Raw genomic sequence first — 25,273 nt, 5'->3', positions numbered from 1 at the left:
CTATGAGCGCAGCGACCCTTCCTCTCGACATCGGCGAGTCCCTCGCCCACGGCGTCTTCCCCGAGCGGCGTGACGCCGACGAACCCGCCCACGACCGCTTCGCCCGCGGCGTCCTGTGGCGCCTCAAGCGCCGCCTCATTCCCGCCGTGCCCGCGCTGCGCAAGATGGCCGAGCAAGCCGGCCAACTCGAAGCCGAGCTCCAGCAGCAGACCGACGACGAATTGCGCCGTCGCCTCTTCAAGGCTGCCCCGACTGCGGTGCAGGCGGGCAGGGCGCAGGGCCTGGCCGAGGTGATGGCGCTGGTGCGCGAAGGTGCCCGCCGCAGCCTGGGCAAGCGGCCCTTCGACACGCAGCTCATGGGCGCCGCCGTCCTGCTCGAAGGGCGGCTGGCCGAGATGCAGACCGGCGAGGGCAAGACCCTCACCGCCGGCCTCGCCGCGGCCATTGCCGGCGCCGCCGGCCTGCCGACCCACGTGGTCACCGTCAACGACTACCTCGCCCGCCGCGACGCCGAGCTGATGCAGCCGCTGTTCGGCTTCTTCGGTATGACGGCCGGCGTCGTATGGGCGACGCTGGAGCACGAGGCCAAGCGCGTGGCCTACCAGCGTCCCATCACCTACTGCACCAACCAGAGCCTTGTCTTCGACTACCTGCGCGACCGCGTCTCGGCCGGAGGCCGCGTCAGCCCCGCGCAAATGCAGGCGAGGCTGCTGCACGGCCAGCTGCCCCAGCCGCTGTTGCTGCGCGGCCTGCACTTCGCCATCGTCGATGAGGCCGACTCCATCCTCATCGACGAGGCCCGCACGCCGCTGATCCTGTCCGAGAAGCAGGGCGAGCCGCCCGACGCGACCGACTACCACCAGGCGCTGGCGATCGCCGCACAGCTCAGGCTCGGCGAGCATTTCGGCATCGACGCCGCCCGCCACAGCCTGCACTTCGAGGCGGCTGGTCTGCCCGCTGTGCGCGAGGCGGCCGAGGGTCTCGGCGGCATCTGGGGCGTGGCGCGCGGCCGCGAGCACCTCGTGGGCCAGGCGTTGCGCGCGCTGCACCTGTTCCATCGCGACCAGCACTACGTCGTCATCGACGGCACCGTGCAGATCGTCGACGAATACACCGGCCGCGTGCTGGAAGGCCGCAGCTGGGAAGGAGGCCTGCACCAGATGATCGAGGCCAAGGAAGGCCTGGACCTCACAGAACCCGCGCGCACGCTCGCGCGCATCACTTTCCAACGCTTCTTTTGCCGCTACCTGCGCCTGGCGGGCATGACCGGCACGGCCGCCGAGGTGGCGGCGGAGCTGAACCAGGTCTACCGGCTGGACGTCGTCAGGCTGCCCACCCACAAGCCCGACCAGCGTGTCACGCAACCGCCGCGGCTCTTGCGCACGCAGGCAGCCAAATGGGCGGCGGTGCGCGAGGCCGTCTCCGGCCAGCTGTCAGCCGGGCGGCCGGTGCTGGTCGGCACCCGCTCGGTGAAAGCGTCCATGGCCTTGTCGGACGAGCTGGGGCCGCGCCTCGTCCACCGCGTGCTGAACGCCCGCCAGGACAAGGAAGAGGCCGACATCGTCGCCACCGCGGGTGAGGCCGGCGCGGTCACGGTGGCCACCAACATGGCCGGCCGCGGCACCGACATCCACCTTGGCGACGACGTGCGCGACAAGGGCGGCCTGGCCGTGCTGCTGACCGAGTTCCACGACTCCGCCCGCATCGACCGCCAGCTCGTGGGCCGCGGCGCGCGCCAGGGCGACCCCGGCGTGGCGCTGGCCATCGTGGCGCTGGACGACGAGATCTTCACTGCCCACGCCGCCACGCTGCAGGCGCTGCTGGGCCGCCTGTTCGCCGGCCGCGACGAGCTGCCCACCTGGGCGCTGGAACTGCTGCGCCGCAGCGCTCAGGGCCACGCCGGCCGGCTGCACGCCGCCATGCGCCGCCGCACGCTGAAGGCCGACCGCCAACTCGACAACCTGCTCGGATTCGCCGGAAACCAGATATGAGACTTGCTTCCCTGCTGCTGTTGCTGCCCGCCGCCGCCATCGCCCAGGCGGCCAAGCCTGCCGGGCCTGCAGCCGCCAATGGCTACGACTGCCTCATCGAGCCCAACCAGCGCATCGAGATCCGCAGTCCGACGAATGCGTTGATCGACAAGATCCTCGTCGAACGCGGCAGCGCCGTGAAGGCCGGCGACACGCTGGTTCTGCTGGATGGCAGTGTTGAGCGGGAGGCTCTGTCCGGCGCCCAGCAGCGCGCCGACTCCGAGGCCGAACTGCGCGTGGCGCGCGCCCGCGCCGACTACGCGCGCGAGAAGTTCCGCCGCCGCGAGGACCTGCGCGAGCAGAACTACATCAGCACGCAGGACCGCGATGAATCGCAGGCTGAGCTGCGCGTGGCCGAAGCCGAGCTTGCGCTGGCAGTGGACAACCGGCGCCTGGCCGGCATCGAAGCGCGCCGGCTCGACGCAGTGCTCAAGCAGCGGGCGCTGAAGGCACCGTTCAGCGGCATCGTGACGGACCGCCTGCAGCATCCCGGTGAGCTGGCCTTCACCGGCGAGGGCTCGCGGCCCATCCTGAAGATGGCGCAGACGAACCCGCTGCGCGTGGAGGTGGTGCTGCCTGTGTCGCTGCTGGGTCAGATCAAGGCCGGCCGCGCGGCCGAGATCACGCCCGAGGCGCCGCTGCAAGGCCGCTGGCAGGCGCAGATCAAGGTCGTCGACCGCGTGATGGACTCGGCCAGCGGGTCGTTCGGCGTGCGGCTGGAGCTGCCCAACCCGAACGGCGAGATCCCGGCCGGCGTGCGCTGCAAGGTGCGCTTCCTTTGAGCGGCGCGGCGTCCGTCCGCGCCATCCTGCCGCTGGCCATCGTGACCGGCGTCGGCATGGCCACGATGGACCTGTATCTGCCCGCCGTTCCGGCGCTGCAGGCGAGTCTGGGCATCTCCGTGCCGCTGGCGCAGGCGACGCTTGCCATCTACCTCGCCGGGCTGGCCGGCGCGCAGGTGCTGTGGGCAGAGCTGCTCAACCGCCTGGGGCCGTGCCGTTGCCTGCAGGTGGGGCTGGGACTGCTGGCGCTCACGAGCCTGGGCTGCGCGGTCGCGCCGGGCATCGAGCTGCTGCTCGCGCTGCGCCTGCTGCAGGGTGTGGCCGCAGCGGCGGCCACGGTGGTGGCGCCCAGCGTCGTGCGCGCCACGCTGCCGGACGCGGACGTCGTGCGGGGCATTGCTGCCATCGCCATGGTCGAGGCCATCGTGCCCGCCGCCGGGCCCGTGCTGGGCACGCTGATGCTGCGCGTGGTGGATTGGCGCGGCACGTTCTGGGTGCTCGCCGCGCTGCCTTTGCTGGTGCTGCCGTGGGTGGTGAAGATCGCACCGCGCCAGCTGCCCGGCCTGGACCTAGCCGAGCGCGCCGGCTACCTGGGCATCTTGCGCCAGCCTCGCTTTCTGCGGCTGGCGTTGTCGCACGCGCTGTGCATCGGCGCGTTGCTGACCTTCCTGTCGAGCGCGCCTCAGTTGTTGCGGAACACGCTGGATCTGGGCACAGATGCCTTCGCGTTGTTGCAGATCATCGGCGTGACGTCGTTCATGGCCGGAGCGTCCCAGTCGGGCCGCCTGGCTGCACGATGGGGCCACGCCCGCGTGGTGCATGTGGGCAGTGCCGTGCAGCTGGTTGCCTGCGGGCTGGCGCTGCTGGGCGCCCTGGTCTGGCAGCAATTGCCCTTTGTCGCGCTGGCGGCTTACTGGTCCAGCTTCTGCGGCGCACTGGCCCTGCGCGGGCCGGCCACCTTTGGCGATGCCATTGCGCTGCCGACTGCGCAGATGGGGCGCGCGACGGCGATGCTCATCCTGCTGCTGCTGGGCTCGGGTTCGCTTGGCACACAGCTGGTGGCGCCGTTCATGGGACATGCGGACAGCGCCGTGCCGTTGTTCGGCACCCTGCTGTCGATGCTGGCGACGAGTGCCGTGCTGGTGTGGCGCTATCCGGCTGCGCCGGTCAAGGCTTGAGGTCCAGCGCGCGAAACCCCCGCTTGCTGCGGTCGGCCGCCTTGCAAGGCTTCTTGCTGACCGGCAGGCCGCCGTCGTCGCTGAGCAGCGTCAGATGGCCATCCGGCCAGGCGAAGAGGGCCTCCGGACGCAGTGTGCCCAGGTCCGCCGGCCAGCGCGTGGCCGGGTCTTGCGGGCGGCCGCTCCAGCGGAAGAGCGCGAACGTGCCGTGGTCTGCGGGCGGGCCGGCGGCGATGACGTAGCCGGTGCCGACGCGCTCGATCGAGCGCACGCCGCGGCCTCCGAGGTCCAGCCGGATCGGCGGGCCGAAGCGCGCCGGCCCGCGTCCGTCGATCAGCTCGGCAGGGTTCAACAGCGGGATCAGCAACGCCCGACCGTATGGAACCGGGTTGCGCAGGCCGATCAGCAGGCTGCCGTCTGCAGCCGTCGCCAGGCCTTCGATGTTGAAGCCGCCATCGGCTTCCGCCGCGCGTTGCGCAGCGCTCGCCAGGTTCAGGCCCGCCAATGCCGGGGACGCGAGCAGGTCGTCCAGCAAGGCCTTGTAGGGCTGGCCGACCGGCTCGACGGTAGCGCTGCGTACGTCGGTCGCGAAGAAACGGTGGCGGTCCTCGCGGACCTTGCCGTCGCTGTTGCGGGCATGGGAGCCGATCCAGTAGATCCGGTCGCCACGCTGCGCGGCGCCTTCGAGGTCGGCCTCCTTCTTCGTACCCAGGAACTTGTCAAGTGCCACTTCGCGCAGGGCGCGCGGCTCGCCGTACCGGTAGACGGTCAGCACGTTGCGCTCGTCATCGGCGACGATGAAATGCGCCTCGTCCAGCGCCATGCCGGCCGAGGCGTCGCACAGGCCCTCGTAGCGGGGCTGGACGCCTGCCGCGCTGGCCGCCGCGCTGGCTGCGAGCAGCAGCGCAGCCAGCGGCTTCACAGCGGCTCGGTGCGCGCCAGCAGCCAGTCGCGCGCGGCGCCGTCCACCAGCGGCAGCAGCCGCTCGCGCACGGTGGCGTGGTAGGCGTTCAGCCAGCTGACCTCATCCTCGCGCAACAGCCCACGGTCGATGCAGCGCGTGTCGATGGGGCACAGCGTCAACGTCTCGAACTCCAGCATCTCGCCGAACGCATTGCGCTCGGGCGTCTCGACCGGCACGTTCAGCACGAGGTTCTCGATGCGCACGCCCCACTGGCCCGGCCGGTACAGGCCCGGCTCGATGGACGTGATCATGCCGGGCTCCATCGCCATGGCCGGCTCGGCGATGGCCTTGCTGATGCTCTGCGGGCCCTCGTGCACGTTGAGGAAATAGCCCACGCCATGTCCCGTGCCGTGGCCATAGTCCAGGCCGTGCTGCCACAGCGGCGCGCGGGCGATGGCGTCCAGCATCGGGCTCAGCGTGCCGCGCGGAAAGCGCGTGCGCGACAGCGCCAGCGTGCCCTTGAGCACCAGCGTGTAGTCGCGCTTCTGCTGCGCGTTGACGGTGCCGATGGGCCACACCCGTGTGATGTCGGTCGTGCCGCCGACGTACTGGCCGCCGGAATCGAGGAGCAGCAGGCCGTCCCCCTCGATCTGAGCGTGCGACGCCGGCGTAGCGCGGTAGTGGGGCAGCGCGCCGTTGGCATTGAAGCCGGCGATCGTGGAGAAGCTCAGGCCCACGAAGCCGGGGCGGCGGCGCCGGGCGGCGGTCAGCCGGGTGTCGATGTCCAGCTCGCTCCAGCGCTCGCCGCGCGCCAGGGAGGCTTCGAACTCGGCATAGAACTCGCACATCGCCGCGCCGTCCTGCGCCATCGTCTCGCGGATGAAGGCGACCTCGTCGGCGGTCTTGCGGCTCTTCAGCAGTGTGCTCGGGTTGATCTGCTCGACGACGGGCACAGAGGCCGGCACGGCCTCACGCAGGCCCAGCGTCACGCGGCGCGGGTCCACCAGCAGCCGCGCATCGGCCGGCAGTGCGGCCAACGCGGTGGCGGCCTGATCGTAGGGTGCGAGCCGGATGCCGTCGGCGGCCAGGCGCGCGGCCACGTCGGCGGGGATCTTGCCGTCGGCAATGAACAGTCGGCCGCCAGCCAGGTCGAGCAGCAGGTGGGCGATGAAGACGGGGTTGCACTGCACATCGCTGCCGCGCAGGCCCAGCAGCCAGGCCACGTCGTCGACGGTGGACACGAGGTGGTGCGTCGCGCCGGCCTGGGTCATCGCGGCGCGCACGCGGGCGAGCTTGTCAGCGCGGGCCACGACGCCGTGGGGCGCGGCGTGCTCGTAGACCGGCGCTTGCGGCAGGCCGGGGCGGTCGTCCCAGGCGTCCTGCATGAGGTCGAGGTCGGTGCGCAGCTGCACGTTGGCGCGCTGCAGCGCGCTGCGCAGCGCCTTGGCGAGGGACAGGCCCAGCACCTGACCGTCGACGGCCAGTGCCTCACCGGGCTTCAGCGTGCGCGCGATCCAGTCGATGTACTGCGTCGACGCGCCGGACGGCATCTTCTCCAGCTCGATGCCACTGCCGGCCAACTGCGCCTCGGCCTGGGCCCAGTAGCGGCTGTCGGCGAACAGCGCCGCGCGGTCGCGTGTGACGACGAGGCTGCCGACGGAGCCGTCGAAGCCCGACAGCCATTCACGGCCGGTCCAGCGTTCGGGCAGGTATTCGGAGAGATGGGGGTCGCTGGACGGCACGAGCACGGCGTGCACGTGGTGGGCGGCCAGGGCGTCGCGCAGGCGCTCGATGCGCAGGCGGGTGTCGGAGGTGCGGGTGTCCATGGTGGCGGACCTTGTGCTGAAGGCGGTCCGCCATTCTAGGTTTCGCCCCTCGCCCAACGGCGCGAAGGGGCGTGTCGTCTCAGGCGACTTGGGGTGTGCAGGGTGTCAGCAACCTTTCCAGCAGCTCGCGCACGCTGCGGATCTGCTCGCCGAAGGGCAGGGCGCCGCTGCCACGGAAGAACAGCCCCTTCTTCACATCGCCGCGCAGCGCAGCTGTCAGCTGGTTGTCGATGCAGAACTGGCCCCAGTCCTTCAGCCCATCGCGCAGGCCGCACTGGGCCAGGCAGTCGAAGGCTTTCGTGCAGCGCTCCTTGACGTGCGCGGCGGCCTGCAGCTTGGGCTCCAGGCGCAGGTAGTTTTTCAGCCAGGGCGTGGCGACGGCACGGGCGGGCAGGCCGGCCACGCTGGTGAACTCCACCATATCGTCGTCGCTCGCCTCGGCCAGCACGCGCTTGAAGGCGGGGTTGGCGTCGCACTCGGTCGTCACGGCGAAAGGCGTGCCGAGCTGCACGCCGTCGGCGCCCAGCGCCTGCACGCGGCGAATGTCCTCGAAGCTGCGGATGCCGCCGGCGGCGATCAGCGGGATGTCGCGTTCCAGGCCGGCCTGCTTGAAGAACTCGCGGCAGGCGGGAAGCACCTGGTCGAAGTCGAAGCGCTTGTCGTGCAGGTCGGCGATGCGCGCGGCGCCAAGGTGGCCGCCGGCCAGGCGCGGATGTTCGATGACGATGGCGTCGGGAAGGCGCTTCTTGCGCTCCCATTTCTTGACGATGAGCTGCACGCCGCGCGCGTCGCTGAGGATGGGGATGAGCAGCGTATGGGGATGGTCCTGCGCGAGGTCTGGCAGGTCCAGCGGCAGGCCGGCGCCGACGACGAGGGCGTCGATGCCGGCGGACAGCGCGCGCTTGACCGAGTCGGCATAGGCACTGACGGCCCGCATGATGTTCAGCGCCACGAGGCCGCGGCCCTGCGAGCGTTCGCGGGCACCGGCGATCTCGCGCTCCAGCGCCTCCAGGTTGGCGGCCTCGATGCGGGCCTTGGCCCCGGGGCCGGCCTTGCAGTCGCGCGTGGCCTCGACGAGGTCGGGGTGGTGATGGCGCAGGTCCACCGAGCTCAGCGTACCCATGCCGCCGGCCGCGGCGACGGTGCCGGCCAGGCGCTGGGCACTGATGCCGACGCCCATGCCGCCCTGGACGATGGGCAGCAGTTCGCGCCCGCCCAGCGTCAGCGGCTTGAGGCCGGATCGCGCCAGCAGGGCGCCGAGTTCTTGGGAGACGTGCGGGAAGGGGTTCATCGGCGGACTGGGTGACGGAGCAGCAACACCGCAGCCTAGAGGTGCGCCACGCCTGCCGCTTTGACCCAGGTCATCGACAGCGCAATCTGGTGCGCCGCGCCCAACCGAGCCCCCTGTCCGAGGCCTACAGCTCGGTCCGCAGGCTCCAGAGCTCCGGGAACAGCACCACGTCGAGCATCTTGCGCAGGTAGCTGACGCCGCCGGTGCCGCCTGTGCCGCGCTTGAAGCCGATGACGCGCTCCACCGTCGTCACATGGCGGAAGCGCCAGAGGCGGAAGGCGTCTTCCAGGTCCACCAGCTCCTCGCCCATCTGGTAGAGGTCCCAATGCGCCTGCGGATCGCGGTAGACGGTGAGCCAGGCGGCCTTGACGCCATCGTCGGCTGCATGGGGCTGCGTCCAGTCGCGGCTCAGGTGTGCCGCCGGCACGGCGATGCCGCGGCGGGCCATCAGCTGCAGCACCTGGTCGTACAGCGACGGTGCGTCGTAGGCCGCGCGCACCTCGGCCAGCAGTTCGGGCCTGTGCTCGTGAGGCTTGAGCATGGCGGCGTTCTTGTTGCCCAGCATGAACTCGATGCGGCGGTACTGCGCGCTCTGGAAGCCGCTGCTCTTGGCGAGGTAGGGTCGGATGGCGCTGTACTCGGGCGGCGTCATCGTCGCCAGCACGTCCCAGGCGTGGACGAGCTGCTCCATGATGCGCGACACGCGCGCCAGCATCTTGAAGGCTTCGGGCAGCCGGTCGGTCGCGACATGCGCGACGGCGGCCTGCAGCTCGTGCAGCATCAGCTTCATCCACAACTCGGACGTCTGGTGCTGCACGATGAACAGCATCTCGTTGTGGTCGGGCGACAGCGGCGTCTGCGCGGCCAGGATCTTGTCGAGCTGCAGGTAGTCGCCGTAGCTCATGTCCTTCGAGAAGTCGAGCTGGGCGCCGTGGAATCCGGTCGTGGTCATGAATGGCAAAGCATGATGTCTTTCCAGGCGGCTGCCGTGGAACCGGCTGTGCCGGGCCGCTGGCAGCGCTCCCCGGGGGGCTCGCGAAGCGAGCAGGGGGCTAGGTCACCTTGCTGCGGTTGGTGAATTCCGGGGCGTTCCAGGAGCCGGTGGTGACGATGTCGGCCAGCGCGTCGACGGCGGTCACGACGTCGGCGTAGCCGCTATACAGCGGCGCGAAGCCGAAGCGCAGCAGCTCGGGGTCGCCGGCGCGGAAGTCGCCGATGACGCCGCGGGCGATCAGCGCCTGCATGACGGCATAGCCGTCGACCTGGCGCGGCAGCGCGAACGACACCTGCGACCCGCGCAGCGCCGCCTCGCGCGGCGTGGCGATGACGGCGCCTGGTACCTGCTCCTCGACGGCGCCGATGAAGGCCTCCGTCAGCGCGAGTGACTTGTTGCGCAGCGCCTTGATGCCGCCGAGCTTTTGCACGACATCGAACACGTCCAGCGCGGTGTCCAGCGCCGTCATGGCAAGCACCGGCGGCGTGCCGCACTGGTATTGCTGGATGCCGGGTGCGGGCTGGTACTCGCTGTCGAAGTCGAACGGCGACGCATGGCCCAGCCAGCCGGTCAGCGGCTGCCAGACCTGGCCCTCGTGGCGCGGGTGCATCCAGACGAAGGCCGGCGCGCCGGGGCCGCCGTTGAGATACTTGTAGCCGCAGCCGATGGCGAAGTCCGCCGCGCTGCCCAGCAGGTCGATGGGCACGACGCCGGCGCTGTGCGCCAAGTCCCACACGGCCAGCGCGCCGGCCTGGTGGGCCCAGCGCGTCAGCAGACCCATGTCGTGCATGCGGCCGGTGCGGTAGTTCACGTGCGTGAGCATCAGCACGGCGCAGCGTTCGTCCAGCAGCGGCGGGATGTCCTCGGGCCGCTCGGCCAGCACCAGCTCGCCGCCGTGGGCGCGGGCCACGCTTTGGGCGATGTAGTTGTCGGTCGGGAAGTTGCTGCGCTCGCTGACGATGACGCGGCGCTGGCCCTGCTGCAACTGCAGCGCCGCATGCAGCACCTTGTAGAGGTTGACGGAGGTGGAGTCCGCCACCAGCACTTCGCCGGGCCGTGCGCCGAGCCACGGAGCGAGACGGTCGCCCAGGCGGCGCGGCAGGTCGATCCAGCCGGCGCTGTTCCAGCTGCGGATGAGGCCTTCGCCCCATTCCTGCTCGACGGCGCGGCGTACGCGTTCGGGGGTGGCCTTCGGCAGCGCGCCAAGCGAGTTGCCGTCCAGGTAGGTCACGCCCTCGGGCAGCGTGAACAGCTCGCGCAGCGGATGCAGGGGGTCGGCGGCGTCAAGCCGCTTGGCGTCTTCGAGGTTCATCGGGTGAGCTCTCTGAGGATGGCGCGCACGGGGCTGGCGCAGGCACCTTGGAGTTTCAGCGGCAGGGCGATCAATTCATAGTCCCCGGCGGGCACGTCGTCGAGCACGAGATTCTCGAGCACGCGCAGATCGTGCTTTCTCAACAGTTGGTGGCTGTCCAGCGTCTTGCTGTCGGCCGGATCGACGCTGGGCGTGTCGATGCCGATGAGCTTCACGCCACGCTCGGCGAGCCAGGCGATGGCCTCCGGCGCGTAGGCGGTGAAGTCCGGGTTCCAGACGGTGTCGGCCCGTTCGCGGCAACGCACCAGCACGCGCGGCGGCAGGCCGGCCTCGGCATGGCGCAGGTGCTCGATGGTGATCAGCGGAGCGACCCCGAGCGCGTGGATGACGCGGCAGGGGCCAAGGTAGGCCGTCAGCGCAACCTCATCGATGGCCGGCGCATCGTTCGCGTAGTGCAGCGGCGCATCGGCATGCGCGCCCACGTGCGGCGACATCGTCAGCGCGCTGAGGTTGACCGGGCAGCCGGGGCCGAGGCGCGCCGTCCACGCGAGGCGGTAGGGCTCGTCACCCGGGAAGACGGGCGAGTCGGGCGCGATGGTGGGCGAGATGTCCCAGAGGCGGGCGGTGGCTGGCATGACGGCCGGCACCATAGCTGCGGTGTGGCGGTCGTGGTGTCGGTTATTTCCAACTCGGCCGCGCGCGCCGCGCCGGCCGCCTGTGCGACGTCAGCGCCGGAACTTGCCGCTGGCGTCCAGGATGGCCAGGTCGACGTAGTCGAGGCCCGTGTGGTCGGTGGAGCTGTAGCCCAGCTCCAGGCCGCCCATGTCGTAGTGCTTCATCTCCTCCAGGGCGTCACGCAGTCCCTGGCGGGTCGGCTTGGGTCCGGCGCGCTTGAGGCCTTCGACCAGCACCTTGGCCGATACATAGCCTTCCACCATGCTGGGCGTCAGTTCGAGCTTGGCCTTGCGGGCGGCTTCCTGGGCGTCCTTCATGACGGGCTTGGCAATCGACCGCTCGGGCGGAAAGACCTGGCTGACGATGACGCCGTGGCCCACCGGGCCGAGGTCCTTGATGAAGCCGGCCGACGCGTTGTTGGACAGCGTCACGAGCTGAGCGGTGGAGCCGCCCGCCCGCACGGCCTTCATGCCCTGCACCACGGCGTCGCCCGTGCCGATGAACAGCACGGCCTGCGGCGACTTGGCCAGCACTCGCTTGACGACCGGGCCCATGTCGGGCTTTTCGCGGTTGTACTTCTCGTGCGCCACGGCGGTCTTCTTGGCCATGGCCAGGCCGGCCAGCGCGCCGGCGGCGCCATCGTCACCAAAGGAGTCGTCGACCTGGACGATGGCGATGCGTGTGACGGCGATCTGCGACAGGTGCTCGATGGCACGTTCGGCCTCGCGCTGGTAGGAGGCGCGGACGTTGAACAGCCAGGGATGGACGGGCTTGTGCAACACCATCGCGCCGCTCGATGGCGCCACCAGAGGGATCTTGTGCTCGCTGAGCAGCGGCATGATGGCCTGCGTGTGGGGCGTGCCGCGCGTCAGGAACAGCGCTACGACGCCCTGGTCAATGAGCTTCCTGGCGTTGGTGGCCGCGATGCTGGGTTCGAACTTGTCGTCCAGCGTCACGAGGTTGATGCGCTGGCCGTGCACGCCGCCGCTGGCGTTGACGGCGTCGAAATATATCTTGGCACCCTGCGTCACTTCTTTGGCGCTGCCAGCGACCGGCCCGGTGATGCCGGCGGTCTGGCCGATGGAAATGTCAGCGCGGGCCGTGCCCAGCAGGGTGGCGGCCGTGACGGTGGCGGCAAGGAAAGCCCGCAGGGCGTGCCGGTTGGAACTCATGGCGATGTCCTGTGAAGGTGGTGCGTGTCAGCGGCGGAACTTGCCCGACTGGTCGATGATGGCCAGATCGACGTAGTCCAGGCCGCTGTGGTCGCTGGGGCCGTAGCCCACCTCGATGCCGCCCAGGTCGAAGCGGCCCATGCTCTCCAGCCCCTTGCGCAGCGTCTCGCGCGTGGGCTTGGGGCCAGCGCGCTTGAGGCCTTCGACCAGCACCTTGGCCGACACATAACCCTCGACCATGCTGGGCGTCAGTTCCACGCCGGCCTTCTTCGCCGTCTCGATGGCTTCCTTGATGACCGGCTTGGCGATGGAGCGCTCATACGGGAACACCTGGCTGACGATGGTGCCGTGGCCGATGTCGCCCAGATCCTTGATGAAGCCGGCAGCCGCATTGTTGGACAGCGTGACCAACTGAGCCGTCGAACCTCCGGCGCGCACGGCCTTCATGCCGTCGACGACCGCCGTGCCGGAGCCGATGAACAACACCGCCTGCGGCTGGGCGGCCAGCACCTTGGCGATGACGGGACCCAGCTCGGGCTTGGCACGGTCGAACTTCTCGTGCGCCGCCGGTTGCTTGTTGGTCTTGGCCAGGCCGGCCAGCGCGCCTTGGACGGCGTCTTCGCCGAAGGAGTCGTTGACCTGCACGATGGCGATGCGGCTGATGCCGATGAGGCTCAGGTGCTCGATGGCACGTTCGGCTTCACGCTGGTAGGTGGCGCGCACATTGAAGAGCCACGGCAGCACGGGCTTGTGCAGCGCCATGGCGCCCGTGGACGGCGCCACCAGCGGGATCTTGTGTTCGGCCAGCAGCGGCACGATGGCCTGCGTGTGCGGCGTGCCGCGTGTCAGGAACAGCGCGATGACGCCCTGGTCGATGAGCTTCTTGGCGTTGGCGGCGGCTAGCTTGGGGTCGAACTGGTCATCCAGCGAGACGAGGCTGATGTGCTGGCCGTTGATGCCGCCCTCGGCGTTGATCATGTCGAAATAGATCTTGGCCCCCTGGGTCACTTCCTTGACGCTGCCGGCCACGGCGCCGGTGATGCCTGCCGTCTGGCCGACGGTGAGGTCTGCACGCGCCAGCCCCACGAGGCCACCGGTCAGGACGGCGGCGGCGAGCAGGCGGCGGGCGAGGGGGGGGAATGCGGTCATGGGTGTCTCCCTGCTCCCCTGCACGAAGGGGCGGGGTGGCGTTGTTGAAGCGAGCAACATTCAAGCATGGCTCGGCGCCGGTCGTGCGCGCAGAAATGAGACCGGACGAGGAGAAGTAGGCACGACGGCAGGGCTTGATCGCTCTGGTGCGGCTGCCTGGCGTTGGCCCGTTACCGTTCAGCGCACGTCGCGTGCCGCCAGGAACTTTTGCCGCAGCACGGCATCGCCGTCCGCGCGCCAGGCCGCGAACACCGTCGAGCCCTCGATGGTCTCGGCCAGCGGCCTGAAAGCCGCCCCCTGGATGCCGGCGCGCTGGAAGGCCGCCGGCACGATGGACACGCCCAGCCCCTGCGCCACCATCGAGACGACCGACAGCCAGTGACGGCCTTCGTGCTGCAGCCGCGGCCGGAAGCCATGCTGGTGGCAGATGTCGACGATGCGGGCGTGATAGTCCGGCGAGCCCCGGCGCGAGAACAGGATGAACGGCTGCTCGCTCAGCGCCGTCAGCGGGATCTCGGCCTCGGCCGCCAGCGGGTGGCCCGCCGGCAGGCAGGCGAGAAAGGGTTCGCTGTACAGCGGCTGGCCGGCCAGTTGCGGCGGCAGCCGGTCGGTGTGCACAAGGCCCAGGTCCAGCTCCTGGCCGAGCAGCGCGTCGATCTGGTCCTGGGAGTTCAGCTCGACGACGACGATTTCCACGCGCGGATGGCGCACCTGGAAGGCCTGCAGCCACATGGGCAGGCCGTTGAAAAGCGTGGAGCCGACGAAGCCCAGCCGCAGCCGCCCCACCTCGCCGGCCTGCACCTCGCGGGCCCGAGTGCAGGCCTCCTCGGCCCGTTCGAGCAGCTGCGTCGCACTGGCGCGGAAGGCCTCGCCGGCCGGCGTCAGGCGCACGCCCTTGCTGTCGCGGTCGAACAGTCGAGCGCCCACGCTGGCCTCCAGCTGCTGGATGGCCACCGACAGCGGCGGCTGCGAGATGGCCAGGCGCTGGGCTGCGCGGCCATAGTGCAACTCCTCGGCCAGCGCCAGGAAATAGCGCAGGTGGCGGAATTCCATCGACCGTGCAGCGGTCGCAGTTTCGATAGGCATGTCGAATCGTCAAAGTCGATTCTTGAATTGGACACGAATCGTCGGCGCAGGAATACTGGTGACCTTGCGGGCCCGCGCCACCGCCGGGCCTGATCGATCACACGGAGACCGCGTCATGGCCCACAAGGCAAGCTTTCATTGGGACGACCCGCTGCTGCTGAATGCGCAGCTCGACGAGGACGAGCGCCTCGTCCGTGACGCCGCGGCGGCCTACTGCCAGGACCGGCTCAAGCCCCGCGTGCTGCAGGCCTTCCGCCAAGAGCAGACCGACGCCGGCATCTTCCGCGAGATGGGAGAGCTGGGCCTGCTGGGCCCCACCATCCCGGCCGAGTACGGTGGCGCCGGGCTCAACTACGTGGCCTACGGGCTGATCGCCCGCGAGGTAGAGCGCGTGGACTCCGGTTACCGTTCGATGATGAGCGTGCAGTCCTCGCTCGTCATGGTGCCGATCTTTGAGTTCGGCAACGAGGCGACGAAGCGCAAGTACCTGCCCAAGCTGGCGACGGGCGAGTGGATCGGCTGCTTCGGCCTGACCGAGCCCAACCATGGCTCTGACCCGGGCTCCATGGTCACGCGCGCCCGCAAGGTGGCCGGCGGCTACGAGCTGACGGGCGCCAAGATGTGGATCACGAACAGCCCGATCGCCGACGTCTTTGTCGTCTGGGCCAAGGACGACGAAGGTGCCATCCGTGGCTTCGTGTTGGACAAGGGCACGCCCGGCCTGAGCGCCCCAGCCATCCACGGCAAGGTGGGGCTGCGAGCATCCGTCACCGGCGAAATCGTCATGGACAAGGCCTTCGTGCCCGAGGAGAACGCCTTCCCCGACGTGCGTGGCCTGAAGGGCCCGTTCACCTGCCTGAACAGCGCCCGCTACGGCATCGCCTGGGGTGCGCTCGGTGCGGCGGAAGACTGCTGGCATACGGCGCGGCAGTATGTGCTGGACCGTCACCAGTTCGGCAAGCCGCTGGCGGCCAACCAGCTGATCCAGAAGAAGCTGGCCGACATGCAGACCGAGATCACGCTGGGCCTGCAAGGCTGCCTGCGCCTCGGCCGCATGAAGGACGACGGCACGGCCGCGGTGGAGATCACGTCCATCATGAAGCGCAACTCCTGCGGCAAGGCTCTGGATATCGCCCGCATGGCGCGCGACATGCTCGGTGGCAACGGCATCTCCGACGAGTTCGGCATCGCGCGCCACCTTGTCAACCTGGAAGTGGTGAACACCTACGAGGGCACGCACGACATCCATGCGCTGATCCTCGGCCGTGCGCAGACCGGGATCGCGGCGTTCTGAGCTTGTTGGCGGGCTCAGTCCGTCACGCTGTCGACGATCTCGCGCAGGTAGGCCACATGCCGGCGGAACGCCTTGCGCCCCTGCGCGGTCAGCGTGACGAGGCTGCGTGCACGCGCGCCGCTGTTGTCCTTCTCGATGGCCACATAGCCCGATTGGTCCAGCGCCGTGAGGTGGCTGCCGAGGTTACCGTCGGTGGCTTCGGTCAACGCCTTCAGACGCGGGAAGTCCAGCGCCTCGCCGTCGGCATTCGCGTAAAGCGCCGCCATCAGCTTCAGCCGCAGGGGCTGGTGGATGAAGAAGTCCGGTTCCGCCATGGCTTCAATCGCGCATCAGCCAGACGCCGCCCAGCAGCAGGCCCAGCGACGCCGCGGCCATCCAGTACGGCAGGAAGGGCTTGAAGACGAAGAAGCCCACGAGCGTCAGCACGAAGACGTACGCGCCGACCCACAGGTAGCGGCGTGGCCCGAGCGACCCCACGACGCCGTAGATCAGGCCGATGAACAGGCCTGGCAGCGCCATGACGGCCGCGGGGTCGGCCGGCTGCGTCACCAGCGTCACGCAGGTCATGAAAACGGTGCAGGCGAGCCCGAAGCTCACCAGCCGCAATCCGACGCCGCGGCCGGCACCCGGCAGCGACTGCCCGCGCAGCATCGCCAGGCTGCCGGCCATGCCGATGGCGCTAAGCGCGAACCATGCAAGGCCCCATTGCGATCCCGGCAGCCAGGCCATGACCAGATAACCGGCGGCCCAAAGCAGGCCCCACATCATCAGCACCGGCCCGCCGGCGCGGTAGCTGCGCGACAGCTGCGTGCGCTGGATGGTGGCGTCGATGTCGGCCAGCGCGTCGGCGGCGTGCTGCGGCGAGATGGACATGGCGGGCTCCTGTTTGCTCTGTGTGGCAGAGTGTGCGTGCGCGGGCGAACTCTGTCAAACAGAGTGAGGCGGACGCCAGCAGCGATATGACTTGCAGCAGGCCGCCGGCGCGTGGGCATGCTGGACGCTTTCATGCCCGGGAGCTCCCATGACGACGCGCCGCCTTGCCTTGTTCGCGACCGCCAGCCTGCCGGCCTTGGCGCCATCCACCGCAGCGGCTGCCGACTGGCCCGGGGCCGACGAGATCGCACGTCGCGTGGCCGAGGTGACCGCGACGGAGTCCGCCTTTGCGAAGACGCTGGCCGACCGCGACCCGGCGGCTTTCCGGCACTTTCTCGCGGCCGACACCATCTGGCTCAACGGACGCCAGCCGTTGCACGGTCCCGACGCCGTCATGGCCGCCTGGGCTCGGTTCTTCGACGGACCCAAGGCGCCGTTCGCCTGGGTGCCGGAACTCGTCGTCGTGCTGCCCAGCGGCGAGCTGGCACAGAGCAGCGGGCCCGTCACCCGACCGGACGACGGCCTGGTGACGGCCCGTTTCCAGTCTGTGTGGCGCCGCAGGCCGGCCGGCGGCTGGGAGATCGTTTTCGACCAGGGCAGCGAGGTCTGCAGCTAGCGAGCGGCTCAAGCGCTCGCCGCGTTCAAGCTCCGCCAAGCGCCTTGAAGAGCTGCGCCTGGCGCAGCCACTGCTGCAGGCGCAGCTGGATGCGGGTCTGCTCGGCGTCCAGCAGCGCACTTCGTGCCTGCAGCCAGTCAGCACGGGCGATGACGCCGGTGTCGTAGCGCAGCGCGGCCAGACGCTCGTTCTGTGTGGCCTCGCGTAGGCGGCCGGCGTTTGCCTGCAGCTGCTGGCCGAGGCGGTCGGCCTCGATGTATTGGGTTTCGATGTCGGCCAGAGCCTTGTCGAGCGTGTCGCGTAGCGACAGCGCAGCGCCATCAAGCTCGCTGCGGGCGCTGTCGCGCTGCAGGGCCAGACGCTGCCAGTCGATCATCGGCACGACGAGGTTGGCGCCGAGCGAGGCCAGTGGCTGGGCCAGCCAGTCGCTCATGCGGGTGCCCCCAGTGCTGATGCCGCCGGAGAACGTCAGGCGCGGATAGCGATCGGCCTCGCTGACGCGCAGCCGCGCCAGCGCCGCGTCCACGCCGAGTCGGGCGCGCTGCACGTCGGGGCGCCTCGCCAGCACATCGGCCGGTTCGGCCAGGTGCCAGCGTGGCGGCTCGCCCGCAGGCAGCATGGCTTCGGGCGCCGGGCCTGGCAGCGGCTCACCCAGCAAGAGCGCCAGGCGCTGCCGTTGCAGCAGCGTATCGGCGGTCAGGTCGGCCAGGCGGTTCTCCGCCGCCTGCACGGTGACGGCGATCTTGTCCAGTTCCACGGGTAGCAGCTTGCCTTCGCGGACACGCTCGCGCGTGAGCGCCAGCGTCTCGCGGGTCAGCGCTAGTTGCGTGTCGGCCAGCGGTCGCTGCGCCTGCAGCGCGGCGAGGGTCCAGTAGGCCTCGGCCACCTGGCTGCGGATGGACAACCGCGCGGCCTCAATGTCGGTTCGCGCCGCTTCGGCGTTGGCCAGCTGCACCGCGTGGGCCTGCGCCAGGCGGTTCCACAGGTCCAACTCGTAGCCGACTCCGATGTTGGCGCCGTAGCTGCGCGTGATGCCCGTGGAGGTGGTGATGGGTACCGTCACACCGCCCACGTCGATGTTGCGCGTCGAACTCTGTGTCTCGATGGGGCGACTCGCGTTGGTGGACAAGTTGGCGCTTGGGGTCCAGCGCAGCGCGGCCTGCGCCGCGGTGATGCGGGCCTGCTGCCAGCGCTGGGCGGCCAGCCTGATGTCGCGGTTGGCCTCCAGCGCGCGCGCCTGCAGCGCGGCGAGCCTCGGGTCCAGCAGGCCGGACCAGTCTGGCGCCACATCCCCGCCGGCAAGGCTCCATGCAGCCGGCGGCGGCGCTTCCGGGGGCTGCGGAGTGGGGCCGGCACAGCCGCAGAGCACCGCCGCTGCCAGCGCCATCGAGGTCAGTCTCGTCATCGTCACCTTGTCACTCCCGGGCCAGTGCTTCCACCGGACTCAGTGCCGCGGCGCGCCGCGCCGGCAGCGTGCCGAACACCAGGCCCACGCCGCTGGACACTGCGAAGGCCACGCCCAGCGCCGTCCAGCTGACAACCACATCCACCTGCTTCTGCACTGCGTTCAGCGCCTGCGCGCCGAGCCAGCTCAGCAGCACGCCCACCAGGCCGCCGAGGCAGCACAGCACGACGGCCTCGATGAGGAACTGCAGCCGCACATCACCCTGGCGCGCGCCGACGGCCATGCGGATGCCGATCTCGCGCGTGCGCTCCGACACCGACACCAGCATGATGTTCATGACGCCTACTCCCCCCACCAGCAGCGATATCGCAGCCACACCGGCGAACACCGCCGCCATGGCGCTGGTGATGTTCTGGAACTTGCGGAACTCTTCCTCGGCGTTGAAGCTGCTGAAGTCCTCGCGGCCATGCAGGGCCTTCAGGCGATGGGTCAACTGCTCGCGGATCTGCTGGGGCGATACGCGGGTGTCGAGTTGCACATCGAAGCTGTAGATTTCGCCGCGTGCATCCAGCTTGCGCGTGAAAGTGGTGTGCGGCACGTAGAGCTGGCTCGTGCCGCCGTTGAAGCCGAGCGCGCCGCCGTCCGCCGCCGCGACGCCGATGACGGTGAAGGGCAGGGCGGCAGTCGGCAGCGCCTGCCCTGCGGACACCGCCATCGCATCGCCCAGCTGCAGCATCACCACCTGGCCGAGCGGCGACTCACCCCGCTTGAACAGTGCGTCGCGCGCCTTCTCGTCCAGCACCAGCACCTGGGCGCGCGACTCGAAGTCCATCGCACCAAAGTAGCGGCCGTCCACGAGCTTGAGCTTGCGCGCCTTCAGCGTGTTGGCGTCACCCCCGACGGCCTGGACTGTGGCGTCCCTGGCGCGGTGTTGCGCCGTCAGCTGCAGCTGGCGGTTCACGGTGATGCTGCGCACGCCATCCAGCGCGCGCAGCGACTCGATCTCGCTGGGCCGAAAGGGCTTGGCCTGCACACCCGGCGGCAGCGTCGGGTTGCCGATCCACACCGGGATGCGGCCCGACATCAGGCTGGCCACATCGCGTTCGATGGACGTCCGCGCGGCCGTCGTCAGCGCAACAATGCTGACGACCGAGGCGATGCCGATGCTGATGCCCAGCATCGACAGCGCCGTGCGCAGCCGGTTGCTGCGCAAGGCCAGCCAGGCCGTCGTCAGCGCCTCGCGCCATTGCACCTGCAGCCGCCGCAGCCAGCCGCCGCGCGGGACGGGCGGTGCCTCGGAGGGCTGCACTTCCCCGAGGCGGTGGCCGGCGGGCGTGCCGTTGTCGGCAATGACCTTGCCGTCCTTCAGCTCGATGACGCGATGGGCGTGCGCAGCCACGGCGGCGTCGTGGGTCACCAGGATGATGGTGTGACCGCGTTCGTGCAACTCCTTCAGCAGTGCCAGCATCTCGGCGCCGGACGCCGAATCCAGCGCGCCGGTCGGCTCGTCGGCCAGGATGATCTGGCCGCCGTTCATCAGTGCGCGCGCGATGGAGACGCGCTGCTGCTGGCCGCCTGATAGTTCGTTTGGGCGGTGGTGAAGCCGCCCGCCGAGCCCCAGGCGCTCCAGCAAGGCCTGTGCGCGTTGCCCGCGCGGCCCCGCGCCCACGCCGGCGTAGACGGCCGGCAGTGCGGCATTGGCGCGTGCGTCCAGGTGCGGCAGCAGGTGATAGCGCTGGAAGATGAAGCCGAAGCGTTCGCGCCGCAACGCAGCCAGCTCGTCGGCACCGAGCGTGCTCGCGTCCGTGCCGCCAATGAGGAAACTGCCGCTGGTAGGGTTGTCCAGGCAGCCCAGCACGTTCATCAGCGTGCTCTTGCCCGAGCCGGATTGGCCCATGATGGCGACGAACTCGCCGGCCTCGATGGCCAGGCTGACGCCGTCAAGCGCCGGAACGTCGATCTCGCCGAGCTGGTAGTGGCGGGCGACGTCGCGCAGTTCGATCAGCGGCATGTCAGCCGCCTGCGGCGCTGGCCGCCACGCCACCGCTCGGCGGCGCAAGCAGCACCTTGTCGCCGGCCTTCAGGCCGTCGATCACTTGCACCCTGGCGCCGTCCTGCAGGCCGGTCTTGACCTGGCGGGGCGCTTGCTGATTGCCCGCGTCCAGCAACTGCACGGTGAAGCGGCCGTCCTTGCCGCGCTCGCCGAGCGCGACGATGGGCATGGCCAGCACCTGCCGGGCGGTGCCGGTCTCGATGTCGACCTGCACCGTCATGTCGCTGAACAGCGTGTGGTCTCGGTTGTCCACGTCGAACAACACGTTGTAGAAGACCGCGTTGCCGACGCGCTCGGGCACCGGCTGAATGACCCGCAGCCGGCCCTCGTAGCGCTTGCCTTCGCCCGACAGCGTCGAGAAACGGGCGATTTGTCCGATCCGGATGGACTGGATGTCGGACTCCGGTACGCGGGTGCGCACGGTGATGGTGTCGAGGTCGGCCAGCGTCAGCATGACGGGCGTGACCTGCACGGCGATGACGGTCTGGCCGGCCTGGACCGGCAGGTTGACGACGGTACCGTCCATCGGCGCGGTGATGCGGGTGTAGGACAGGCGCAGCCTGCGGTTCTCCAGCTCGGCCTCCAGCCGTGCGACGGTCGCCGCCTGGCCGCGCAGCGCGGCCTCGATCTTGGCCAGGTCGGTCTCGGCGCGCTCTGCCTCCGTGGCGGCCGTCGCCTGGCCGCTCAGCAGGCGGTGCTGCCGTGCGACCTCACGCCGCGCCGCGTCGGCGTCGATCTTGCTGCTGTCCAGCTGCGCGCGGGCTTGGGCGAGTGCCGCCTCTGCCTGCGTGACGTCGCTGCGCGCCAGCTCCGGGTCCAGGCTGACGAGCAGGTCGCCTTTCCTGACCTGCTGGCCGAGCTGCACGTGCAGCGTCTGGATCTGGCCGCTGACCTGCGCGCCGACGTCGACGCGGGTTTTGGCCTGCAGCACGCCGGCGGCCTGCACGGTCTGCGTGATGTCGGCCAGCGCGACGAGGCCGCTTGGCGGCGCGGCCGGTGCGGCCGGCGTGCGGGTGAGCCACCAGCCCGTGGCGCCGGCGGCGATCAAGGCGACGACGGTCAGGCGCAGGCGCCAGCGTTTCCAGGCAGGGGATGTCATGTTCCTCCGGGGGCCACCAGGTCTGCGCCTGGCTGGCGGTGGTCAGCGTGATGAGGGTGTCGGGTCAACCGCGGACGGCATGCCGGCGCGGATGCGGCAGGCGCATGTTCTCGCATCGCGCCCGCCCAGGCGAAGGTCATGCGGGGGCAGTGCTTGCCTGTCAGCGGCTGTGTGATGTCAGCCGCGCCAGCGGCGACGCGGTGCTGACGCCCGGTGTCGCGATGCTGGCGCCGCGCGCGGGCCGGGCCTCGTCGTCCTCGCCGCTGGCGTCAAGTGCGGCGATGCTGTCCGGGCTGCGGCGCATCGCCACGCCGACCGCGAGGATGTCGATGAACAGCAAGTGCAGGATGCGGCTGACCATCGGCAGGTGGGTCGCGATGTCCTCGACGTGGTCGACGATGAGCGTCACGTCTGCCTTCTTGGCCAGCGGGCTCTGGCTGGCGGTGATGGCCACGACGCGGGCGCCGCGCTCCTGGGCCTTCTCGACGACGTCGAGCAGCTCGGGCAGGCGCCCGCCGCTGCTGATGACCACGGCCACGTCGTCTTCCCGCAGCACGCCGGCTGCCAGGCCTTGCAGTCGCGGGTCGGTACACGCGCCGCAGGGCATGCCGAAGCGCAGGAACTTGTACTGCGCGTCCTGCGCGACGACGCTGTAGTGGCCCAGCGCGAAGAATTCGATGCGGCCGGCGGCCAGCAGCATCTCGATGGCGCGGTCGATGGTGTCGCGGTTCAGGTGGCTGCGCACCTGCAGGATGGCGCTGGCGGTGTTGCCCAGCACCTTGGCGCCCAGTTCCAGCATCGAGTCGTTGGTGTTCACCTGCGTGTGCGTGACTGGCACCGTGCCCGTGAGGCCGGAGGCCAGGCGCAGCTTGAAGTCCGACAGGCCCTCGCAGCCGAGCGAGCGGCAGAAGCGGATGACGGTGGGCTGGCTGACGCCAGCGGCGCGGGCGATCTCGGCGATGGGATCGTTCAACACCGAGCGCGGCTGGGCCAGCACGAGGTCGGCCACGCGCAGCTCGGCCGGTGACAGCTCGCTGCGTGCGCGGCGGATCTGGCCCAGGATGGCCGAGCCGGGCGACGCCTGCAGATTGCGCAGCTGGTTCTCGAGGATGGCTGAGGCGCCCTTGAAGGTGGCTTGCTCGGCGGTGATGACGAAGGTGGGGATGGCCGAGACGTAGTCGCGGAAACGCCCCTTGTCCTCGAAGCGGGTGCGGAACGGGCTGCTGTCGAAGTAGGCGCCCAGCCGCGGCACGATGCCGCCGCCGATGTAGATGCCGCCCAGCGACCCCAGCGTCACGGCCAGGTTGGCGGCGGCCGTACCCAGCAGGCCGCAGAAGACGTCCAGCGTCTCGCGGCACAGCGCATCGCCGTCCTCCAGCGCGCGCTGCGTGATGGCGGGAGCGGGCAGCGGCGGCGTGTCCACGTGGTTGCGGGCGGCCAGCGCGCGGTAGATCAGCTCCAGGCCTGGGCCGGAGATGAGCCGCTCGTAGGAGACGTGGTCCTGGTCCGGACCCAGGCTTTGCCAGGCGAACTTCAGGATGTCCATTTCGCGCTCGTCACGCGGGCCGAAGTTGGTGTGGCCACCCTCGGTGCCCAGCGCGATCCAGCCTTCGCCGGCCGGGATCAGCCCCGACACGCCCAGCCCCGTGCCGGCGCCCAGCAGCCCGATGACGCTGGGCCGGCGCGCCTGGCCGCCGCCCACCTGGCGCACGTCGGCGTCGGCCAGCCGCGGAAGCGCCATGGCGAGCGCCGTGAAGTCGTTGACGACGACCAGGGTGTCCAGCCCCAAGCGCTGGCGCATCTCGTCGATGGAGAACTGCCAGTGGTAGTTCGTCATGCGCACGCGGTCGCCCTCCACCGGGTTCGCGATGGCCACCGCAGCGTGGGCAATCAGCTGCGGCTCGCCCTCGGGCCAGCTCAGGCCGCCAAGGTAGGCCCGCACGGCGGCGTGGAAGTCGGCATGGTCCGCGCAGCGTAGTGAGGCGGTCTGCGTGAATTCACCGGGGCTGGTTTCCAGCGTGAATCGGGCGTAGGTGCCGCCAATATCGGCAAGCAGGCGCGGGCTGTCGAAACGGGGCATGACGAAAATCGGGTCGGGAGGACAGAAAACAGCGGTCGATTATTCAGCAGCGCCGGCCAGGGGCGGTGCGACAAACTGGGCTGTAGCTTCACTACAAGGGTGCAGCGCGCCGCTTTCTCCTGGGAGAAGCGCCGCTTGACCGGACCCGTAGCGACGCTTGGGTGCTTCTGGGGCGGGCCGCATTGTAGATTTGATGTAGTTTTGCTACCGTCCGCGTCGACCGAAATTTCGAGCCTTCCAACCCGTGTTTGCCAAACCCTGTTTCCTCATTTCTCTCGCCCATCCTTCCATGTTTGCTGGAGCCCGCGCGTGAGCGCCGCGTATCCCTGGCTGGTGGCCGATGTCGGCGGCACCAACGCCCGTTTCGGCACCGTTTCCGGCCCTGGTGCTGCCGTGGAGGATGTGCGCGTGCTTTCGGTCGCCGGCCATGCCGGGCCGGCAGCTGCCGTGCGGGCTTATGTGGCCGGCAAGCCGGCCGGCAGCCCCGCGCCGCGCAGTGCGGCGTTTGCGTTGGCAACGGCGATCACCGAGGACCGCATTGAGCTGACCAACGGCGCGTGGAATTTCTCGCGCGCCCAGACGCAGGTCGAACTGGGCCTGCAGACGCTGCTGTGCATCAACGACTTCGAGGCCCAGGCGCTGTCGCTGCCGAGGCTGGCGCCCGCACAGTTGCGCCCGTGGGGCGAGCCGGCGCCGGCCGCCGACCGCGTGGCGGTGGGCACGGTGATGGCCGTCGTCGGTCCGGGCACGGGCCTGGGTGTGGGCGGGGTCGTGCGCGCACCCGGCCTGTGGCTGACGTTGCCGGGCGAGGGTGGGCATGCCACGCTGGCGCCGGCGGACGACTTCGAGAGCGCGGTGCTGAGCCATGCACGGCACGAGTTCCCGCATGTGTCGGCCGAGCGCTTCCTGTCCGGCATCGGCCTGCCGGTGTTGTGCCGGGCGGTTGCCGCGGTGATGGGGCAGGGGGAAGACGTGGCTGCGCTGCCCACGGAGCAGATCGTCGCGCGCGGGCTGTCCGGTGAGTCGCCGGCCTGCTCGCGCACGCTGGACCTGTTCTGCGCGATGCTCGGCGGCTTCTGCGGCAACGTTGCGCTGACGCTGGGCTGCCGGGGCGGCCTGTTCATCGGCGGCGGCATCGTGCCGCGGCTGGGCGAGCGCTTCTTCCAATCCGAGTTCCGCCGCCGCTTCGAAGCCAAGGGGCGCTTTGACGCCTTCCTGGCTGGCATTCCGACGGCCCTCATCACCGACACGCTGGCCGCGCTGTCCGGCGCTGCACTTGCGCTCGAGCAGACCGACGCCTGACCTTCCTCCGGCCTCGCCGGACGCCTCCCTCAGAACGCCGCATGGCCACGCCATGCGGCGTTTTGCTTTCTGGCGTCGTGTCTGATCCTCGTTGTGCGCATCACGCGCGAAGGACGATGTAGTTGAGCTACAAGATAGCGCTTTCCAACGGC

At 70.0% G+C, this 25,273-nt stretch carries 21 protein-coding genes; 6 read left to right on the top strand and 15 right to left on the bottom strand.

All coding sequences use genetic code 11. The features are described from left to right. Nucleotides 1-2 precede the first annotated feature (2 nt). Genes LXT13_RS12375 through LXT13_RS12365 form a run of 3 tightly spaced genes read left to right on the top strand, consistent with a single transcriptional unit; the run spans nucleotide 3 to nucleotide 3,990 of the window. The gene (locus LXT13_RS12375) at nucleotides 3-1,991 is read left to right on the top strand and encodes a preprotein translocase subunit SecA (protein WP_233372235.1); all 1,989 of its coding nucleotides are present in this window, start codon (nucleotides 3-5) and stop codon (nucleotides 1,989-1,991) included. Then, a complete protein-coding gene (locus LXT13_RS12370; RefSeq protein WP_233372234.1) occupies nucleotides 1,988-2,812 on the top strand; it encodes an efflux RND transporter periplasmic adaptor subunit in 825 nt (274 codons plus the stop codon). The genes LXT13_RS12375 and LXT13_RS12370 overlap by 4 nt, the downstream gene beginning before the upstream one ends. After that, a complete protein-coding gene (locus tag LXT13_RS12365; protein WP_233372233.1) occupies nucleotides 2,809-3,990 on the top strand; it encodes an MFS transporter in 1,182 nt (393 codons plus the stop codon). The genes LXT13_RS12370 and LXT13_RS12365 overlap by 4 nt, the downstream gene beginning before the upstream one ends. Here the strand turns inward: LXT13_RS12365 and LXT13_RS12360 are convergent. The 9 genes from LXT13_RS12360 to LXT13_RS12320 all read right to left on the bottom strand — a co-directional run bounded on the left by LXT13_RS12360 (nucleotide 3,980) and on the right by LXT13_RS12320 (nucleotide 14,366). Beyond that, a complete protein-coding gene (locus LXT13_RS12360) occupies nucleotides 3,980-4,912 on the bottom strand; it encodes a DUF3616 domain-containing protein (RefSeq protein WP_233372232.1) in 933 nt (310 codons plus the stop codon). The two genes, LXT13_RS12365 and LXT13_RS12360, sit on opposite strands and share 11 nt — an antisense overlap. Then, a complete protein-coding gene (locus LXT13_RS12355) occupies nucleotides 4,909-6,720 on the bottom strand; it encodes an aminopeptidase P family protein (protein WP_233372231.1) in 1,812 nt (603 codons plus the stop codon). Before LXT13_RS12355 ends, LXT13_RS12360 begins: the two co-directional genes overlap by 4 nt. Before the next feature lie 79 nt (nucleotides 6,721-6,799). Then, nucleotides 6,800-8,011, bottom strand: coding sequence for an NAD(P)H-dependent flavin oxidoreductase (locus LXT13_RS12350; RefSeq protein ID WP_233372230.1), 1,212 nt, complete (start codon nucleotides 8,009-8,011; stop codon nucleotides 6,800-6,802). Between the two features lie 124 nt (nucleotides 8,012-8,135). After that, nucleotides 8,136-8,963 carry a tryptophan 2,3-dioxygenase gene (gene kynA / locus LXT13_RS12345; protein ID WP_233372229.1) on the bottom strand — a complete coding sequence of 276 codons (828 nt, stop codon included), beginning with the start codon at nucleotides 8,961-8,963 and terminating at the stop codon, nucleotides 8,136-8,138. A 100-nt stretch (nucleotides 8,964-9,063) separates the two neighbouring features. Next, nucleotides 9,064-10,317: a kynureninase gene (gene kynU, locus LXT13_RS12340; RefSeq protein ID WP_233372228.1), complete on the bottom strand. Its 1,254-nt coding sequence runs from the start codon at nucleotides 10,315-10,317 to the stop codon at nucleotides 9,064-9,066. Next, complete coding sequence (gene kynB / locus LXT13_RS12335; protein ID WP_233372227.1) at nucleotides 10,314-10,952, bottom strand: arylformamidase; 639 nt, start codon at nucleotides 10,950-10,952, stop codon at nucleotides 10,314-10,316. Before kynB ends, kynU begins: the two co-directional genes overlap by 4 nt. 90 nt (nucleotides 10,953-11,042) lie before the next feature. Continuing rightward, the gene (locus LXT13_RS12330; RefSeq protein ID WP_233372226.1) at nucleotides 11,043-12,164 is read right to left on the bottom strand and encodes an ABC transporter substrate-binding protein; all 1,122 of its coding nucleotides are present in this window, start codon (nucleotides 12,162-12,164) and stop codon (nucleotides 11,043-11,045) included. A 27-nt stretch (nucleotides 12,165-12,191) separates the two neighbouring features. Continuing rightward, a complete protein-coding gene (locus LXT13_RS12325; protein ID WP_233372225.1) occupies nucleotides 12,192-13,313 on the bottom strand; it encodes an ABC transporter substrate-binding protein in 1,122 nt (373 codons plus the stop codon). Nucleotides 13,314-13,490: 177 nt separating this feature from the next. Beyond that, a complete protein-coding gene (locus LXT13_RS12320) occupies nucleotides 13,491-14,366 on the bottom strand; it encodes a LysR family transcriptional regulator (protein ID WP_233372389.1) in 876 nt (291 codons plus the stop codon). 148 nt (nucleotides 14,367-14,514) lie between these two features. On the opposite strand from LXT13_RS12320, the gene LXT13_RS12315 reads away from it, so the two are divergent. Next, nucleotides 14,515-15,693 carry an acyl-CoA dehydrogenase gene (locus tag LXT13_RS12315; RefSeq protein WP_233372224.1) on the top strand — a complete coding sequence of 393 codons (1,179 nt, stop codon included), beginning with the start codon at nucleotides 14,515-14,517 and terminating at the stop codon, nucleotides 15,691-15,693. A gap of 14 nt (nucleotides 15,694-15,707) precedes the next feature. Here the strand turns inward: LXT13_RS12315 and LXT13_RS12310 are convergent, their stop codons facing one another. Then, complete coding sequence (locus LXT13_RS12310; protein WP_233372223.1) at nucleotides 15,708-16,007, bottom strand: transcriptional regulator; 300 nt, start codon at nucleotides 16,005-16,007, stop codon at nucleotides 15,708-15,710. A gap of 4 nt (nucleotides 16,008-16,011) precedes the next feature. Next, on the bottom strand, nucleotides 16,012-16,566 hold the full coding sequence (locus LXT13_RS12305) for a hypothetical protein (protein ID WP_233372222.1): 555 nt from the start codon (nucleotides 16,564-16,566) through the stop codon (nucleotides 16,012-16,014). 148 nt (nucleotides 16,567-16,714) lie between these two features. Between LXT13_RS12305 and LXT13_RS12300 the strand changes: the two genes are divergently transcribed. Continuing rightward, entirely contained in the window at nucleotides 16,715-17,182 is a 468-nt protein-coding gene (locus LXT13_RS12300; RefSeq protein ID WP_233372221.1) for a YybH family protein, read from the top strand. 25 nt (nucleotides 17,183-17,207) lie between these two features. Here LXT13_RS12300 and LXT13_RS12295 read toward each other — a convergent pair whose 3' ends face one another. The 4 genes from LXT13_RS12295 to LXT13_RS12280 all read right to left on the bottom strand — a co-directional run bounded on the left by LXT13_RS12295 (nucleotide 17,208) and on the right by LXT13_RS12280 (nucleotide 23,819). Further along, entirely contained in the window at nucleotides 17,208-18,587 is a 1,380-nt protein-coding gene (locus LXT13_RS12295; protein WP_233372220.1) for a TolC family protein, read from the bottom strand. 10 nt (nucleotides 18,588-18,597) lie between these two features. Next, nucleotides 18,598-20,598: an ABC transporter permease gene (locus LXT13_RS12290; protein ID WP_233372219.1), complete on the bottom strand. Its 2,001-nt coding sequence runs from the start codon at nucleotides 20,596-20,598 to the stop codon at nucleotides 18,598-18,600. Between the two features lies 1 nt (nucleotide 20,599). Then, nucleotides 20,600-21,739 carry an efflux RND transporter periplasmic adaptor subunit gene (locus LXT13_RS12285; RefSeq protein WP_233372218.1) on the bottom strand — a complete coding sequence of 380 codons (1,140 nt, stop codon included), beginning with the start codon at nucleotides 21,737-21,739 and terminating at the stop codon, nucleotides 20,600-20,602. Between the two features lie 160 nt (nucleotides 21,740-21,899). Beyond that, nucleotides 21,900-23,819: a glucokinase gene (locus LXT13_RS12280; protein ID WP_233372217.1), complete on the bottom strand. Its 1,920-nt coding sequence runs from the start codon at nucleotides 23,817-23,819 to the stop codon at nucleotides 21,900-21,902. A gap of 309 nt (nucleotides 23,820-24,128) precedes the next feature. Here LXT13_RS12280 and glk point away from each other — a divergent pair, with 309 nt between their 5' ends. Continuing rightward, nucleotides 24,129-25,121, top strand: a complete 993-nt coding sequence (glk, locus tag LXT13_RS12275) for a glucokinase (protein ID WP_233372216.1) — start codon at nucleotides 24,129-24,131, stop codon at nucleotides 25,119-25,121. Nucleotides 25,122-25,273 lie beyond the last annotated feature (152 nt).

Source organism: Pelomonas cellulosilytica, assembly GCF_021353265.1.
Lineage (GTDB): Bacteria > Pseudomonadota > Gammaproteobacteria > Burkholderiales > Burkholderiaceae_C > Pelomonas > Pelomonas cellulosilytica.
This window is presented reverse-complemented; position numbering and strand designations above follow the sequence as displayed.

Coding starts and splice junctions, on each gene's coding strand:
- kynA (WP_233372229.1), bottom strand. CDS start 8,963: ATGACCACGACCGGATTCCACGGCGCCCAGCTCGACTTCTCGAAGGAC.
- LXT13_RS12280 (WP_233372217.1), bottom strand. CDS start 23,819: ATGCCCCGTTTCGACAGCCCGCGCCTGCTTGCCGATATTGGCGGCACC.
- kynU (WP_233372228.1), bottom strand. CDS start 10,317: ATGAACCTCGAAGACGCCAAGCGGCTTGACGCCGCCGACCCCCTGCAT.
- LXT13_RS12300 (WP_233372221.1), top strand. CDS start 16,715: ATGACGACGCGCCGCCTTGCCTTGTTCGCGACCGCCAGCCTGCCGGCC.
- LXT13_RS12320 (WP_233372389.1), bottom strand. CDS start 14,366: ATGGAATTCCGCCACCTGCGCTATTTCCTGGCGCTGGCCGAGGAGTTG.
- LXT13_RS12285 (WP_233372218.1), bottom strand. CDS start 21,739: ATGACATCCCCTGCCTGGAAACGCTGGCGCCTGCGCCTGACCGTCGTC.
- LXT13_RS12295 (WP_233372220.1), bottom strand. CDS start 18,587: ATGACGAGACTGACCTCGATGGCGCTGGCAGCGGCGGTGCTCTGCGGC.
- LXT13_RS12355 (WP_233372231.1), bottom strand. CDS start 6,720: ATGGACACCCGCACCTCCGACACCCGCCTGCGCATCGAGCGCCTGCGC.
- LXT13_RS12290 (WP_233372219.1), bottom strand. CDS start 20,598: ATGCCGCTGATCGAACTGCGCGACGTCGCCCGCCACTACCAGCTCGGC.
- LXT13_RS12325 (WP_233372225.1), bottom strand. CDS start 13,313: ATGACCGCATTCCCCCCCCTCGCCCGCCGCCTGCTCGCCGCCGCCGTC.
- LXT13_RS12330 (WP_233372226.1), bottom strand. CDS start 12,164: ATGAGTTCCAACCGGCACGCCCTGCGGGCTTTCCTTGCCGCCACCGTC.
- LXT13_RS12315 (WP_233372224.1), top strand. CDS start 14,515: ATGGCCCACAAGGCAAGCTTTCATTGGGACGACCCGCTGCTGCTGAAT.
- LXT13_RS12350 (WP_233372230.1), bottom strand. CDS start 8,011: ATGAACCCCTTCCCGCACGTCTCCCAAGAACTCGGCGCCCTGCTGGCG.
- LXT13_RS12370 (WP_233372234.1), top strand. CDS start 1,988: ATGAGACTTGCTTCCCTGCTGCTGTTGCTGCCCGCCGCCGCCATCGCC.
- kynB (WP_233372227.1), bottom strand. CDS start 10,952: ATGCCAGCCACCGCCCGCCTCTGGGACATCTCGCCCACCATCGCGCCC.
- LXT13_RS12375 (WP_233372235.1), top strand. CDS start 3: ATGAGCGCAGCGACCCTTCCTCTCGACATCGGCGAGTCCCTCGCCCAC.
- LXT13_RS12310 (WP_233372223.1), bottom strand. CDS start 16,007: ATGGCGGAACCGGACTTCTTCATCCACCAGCCCCTGCGGCTGAAGCTG.
- LXT13_RS12305 (WP_233372222.1), bottom strand. CDS start 16,566: ATGTCCATCTCGCCGCAGCACGCCGCCGACGCGCTGGCCGACATCGAC.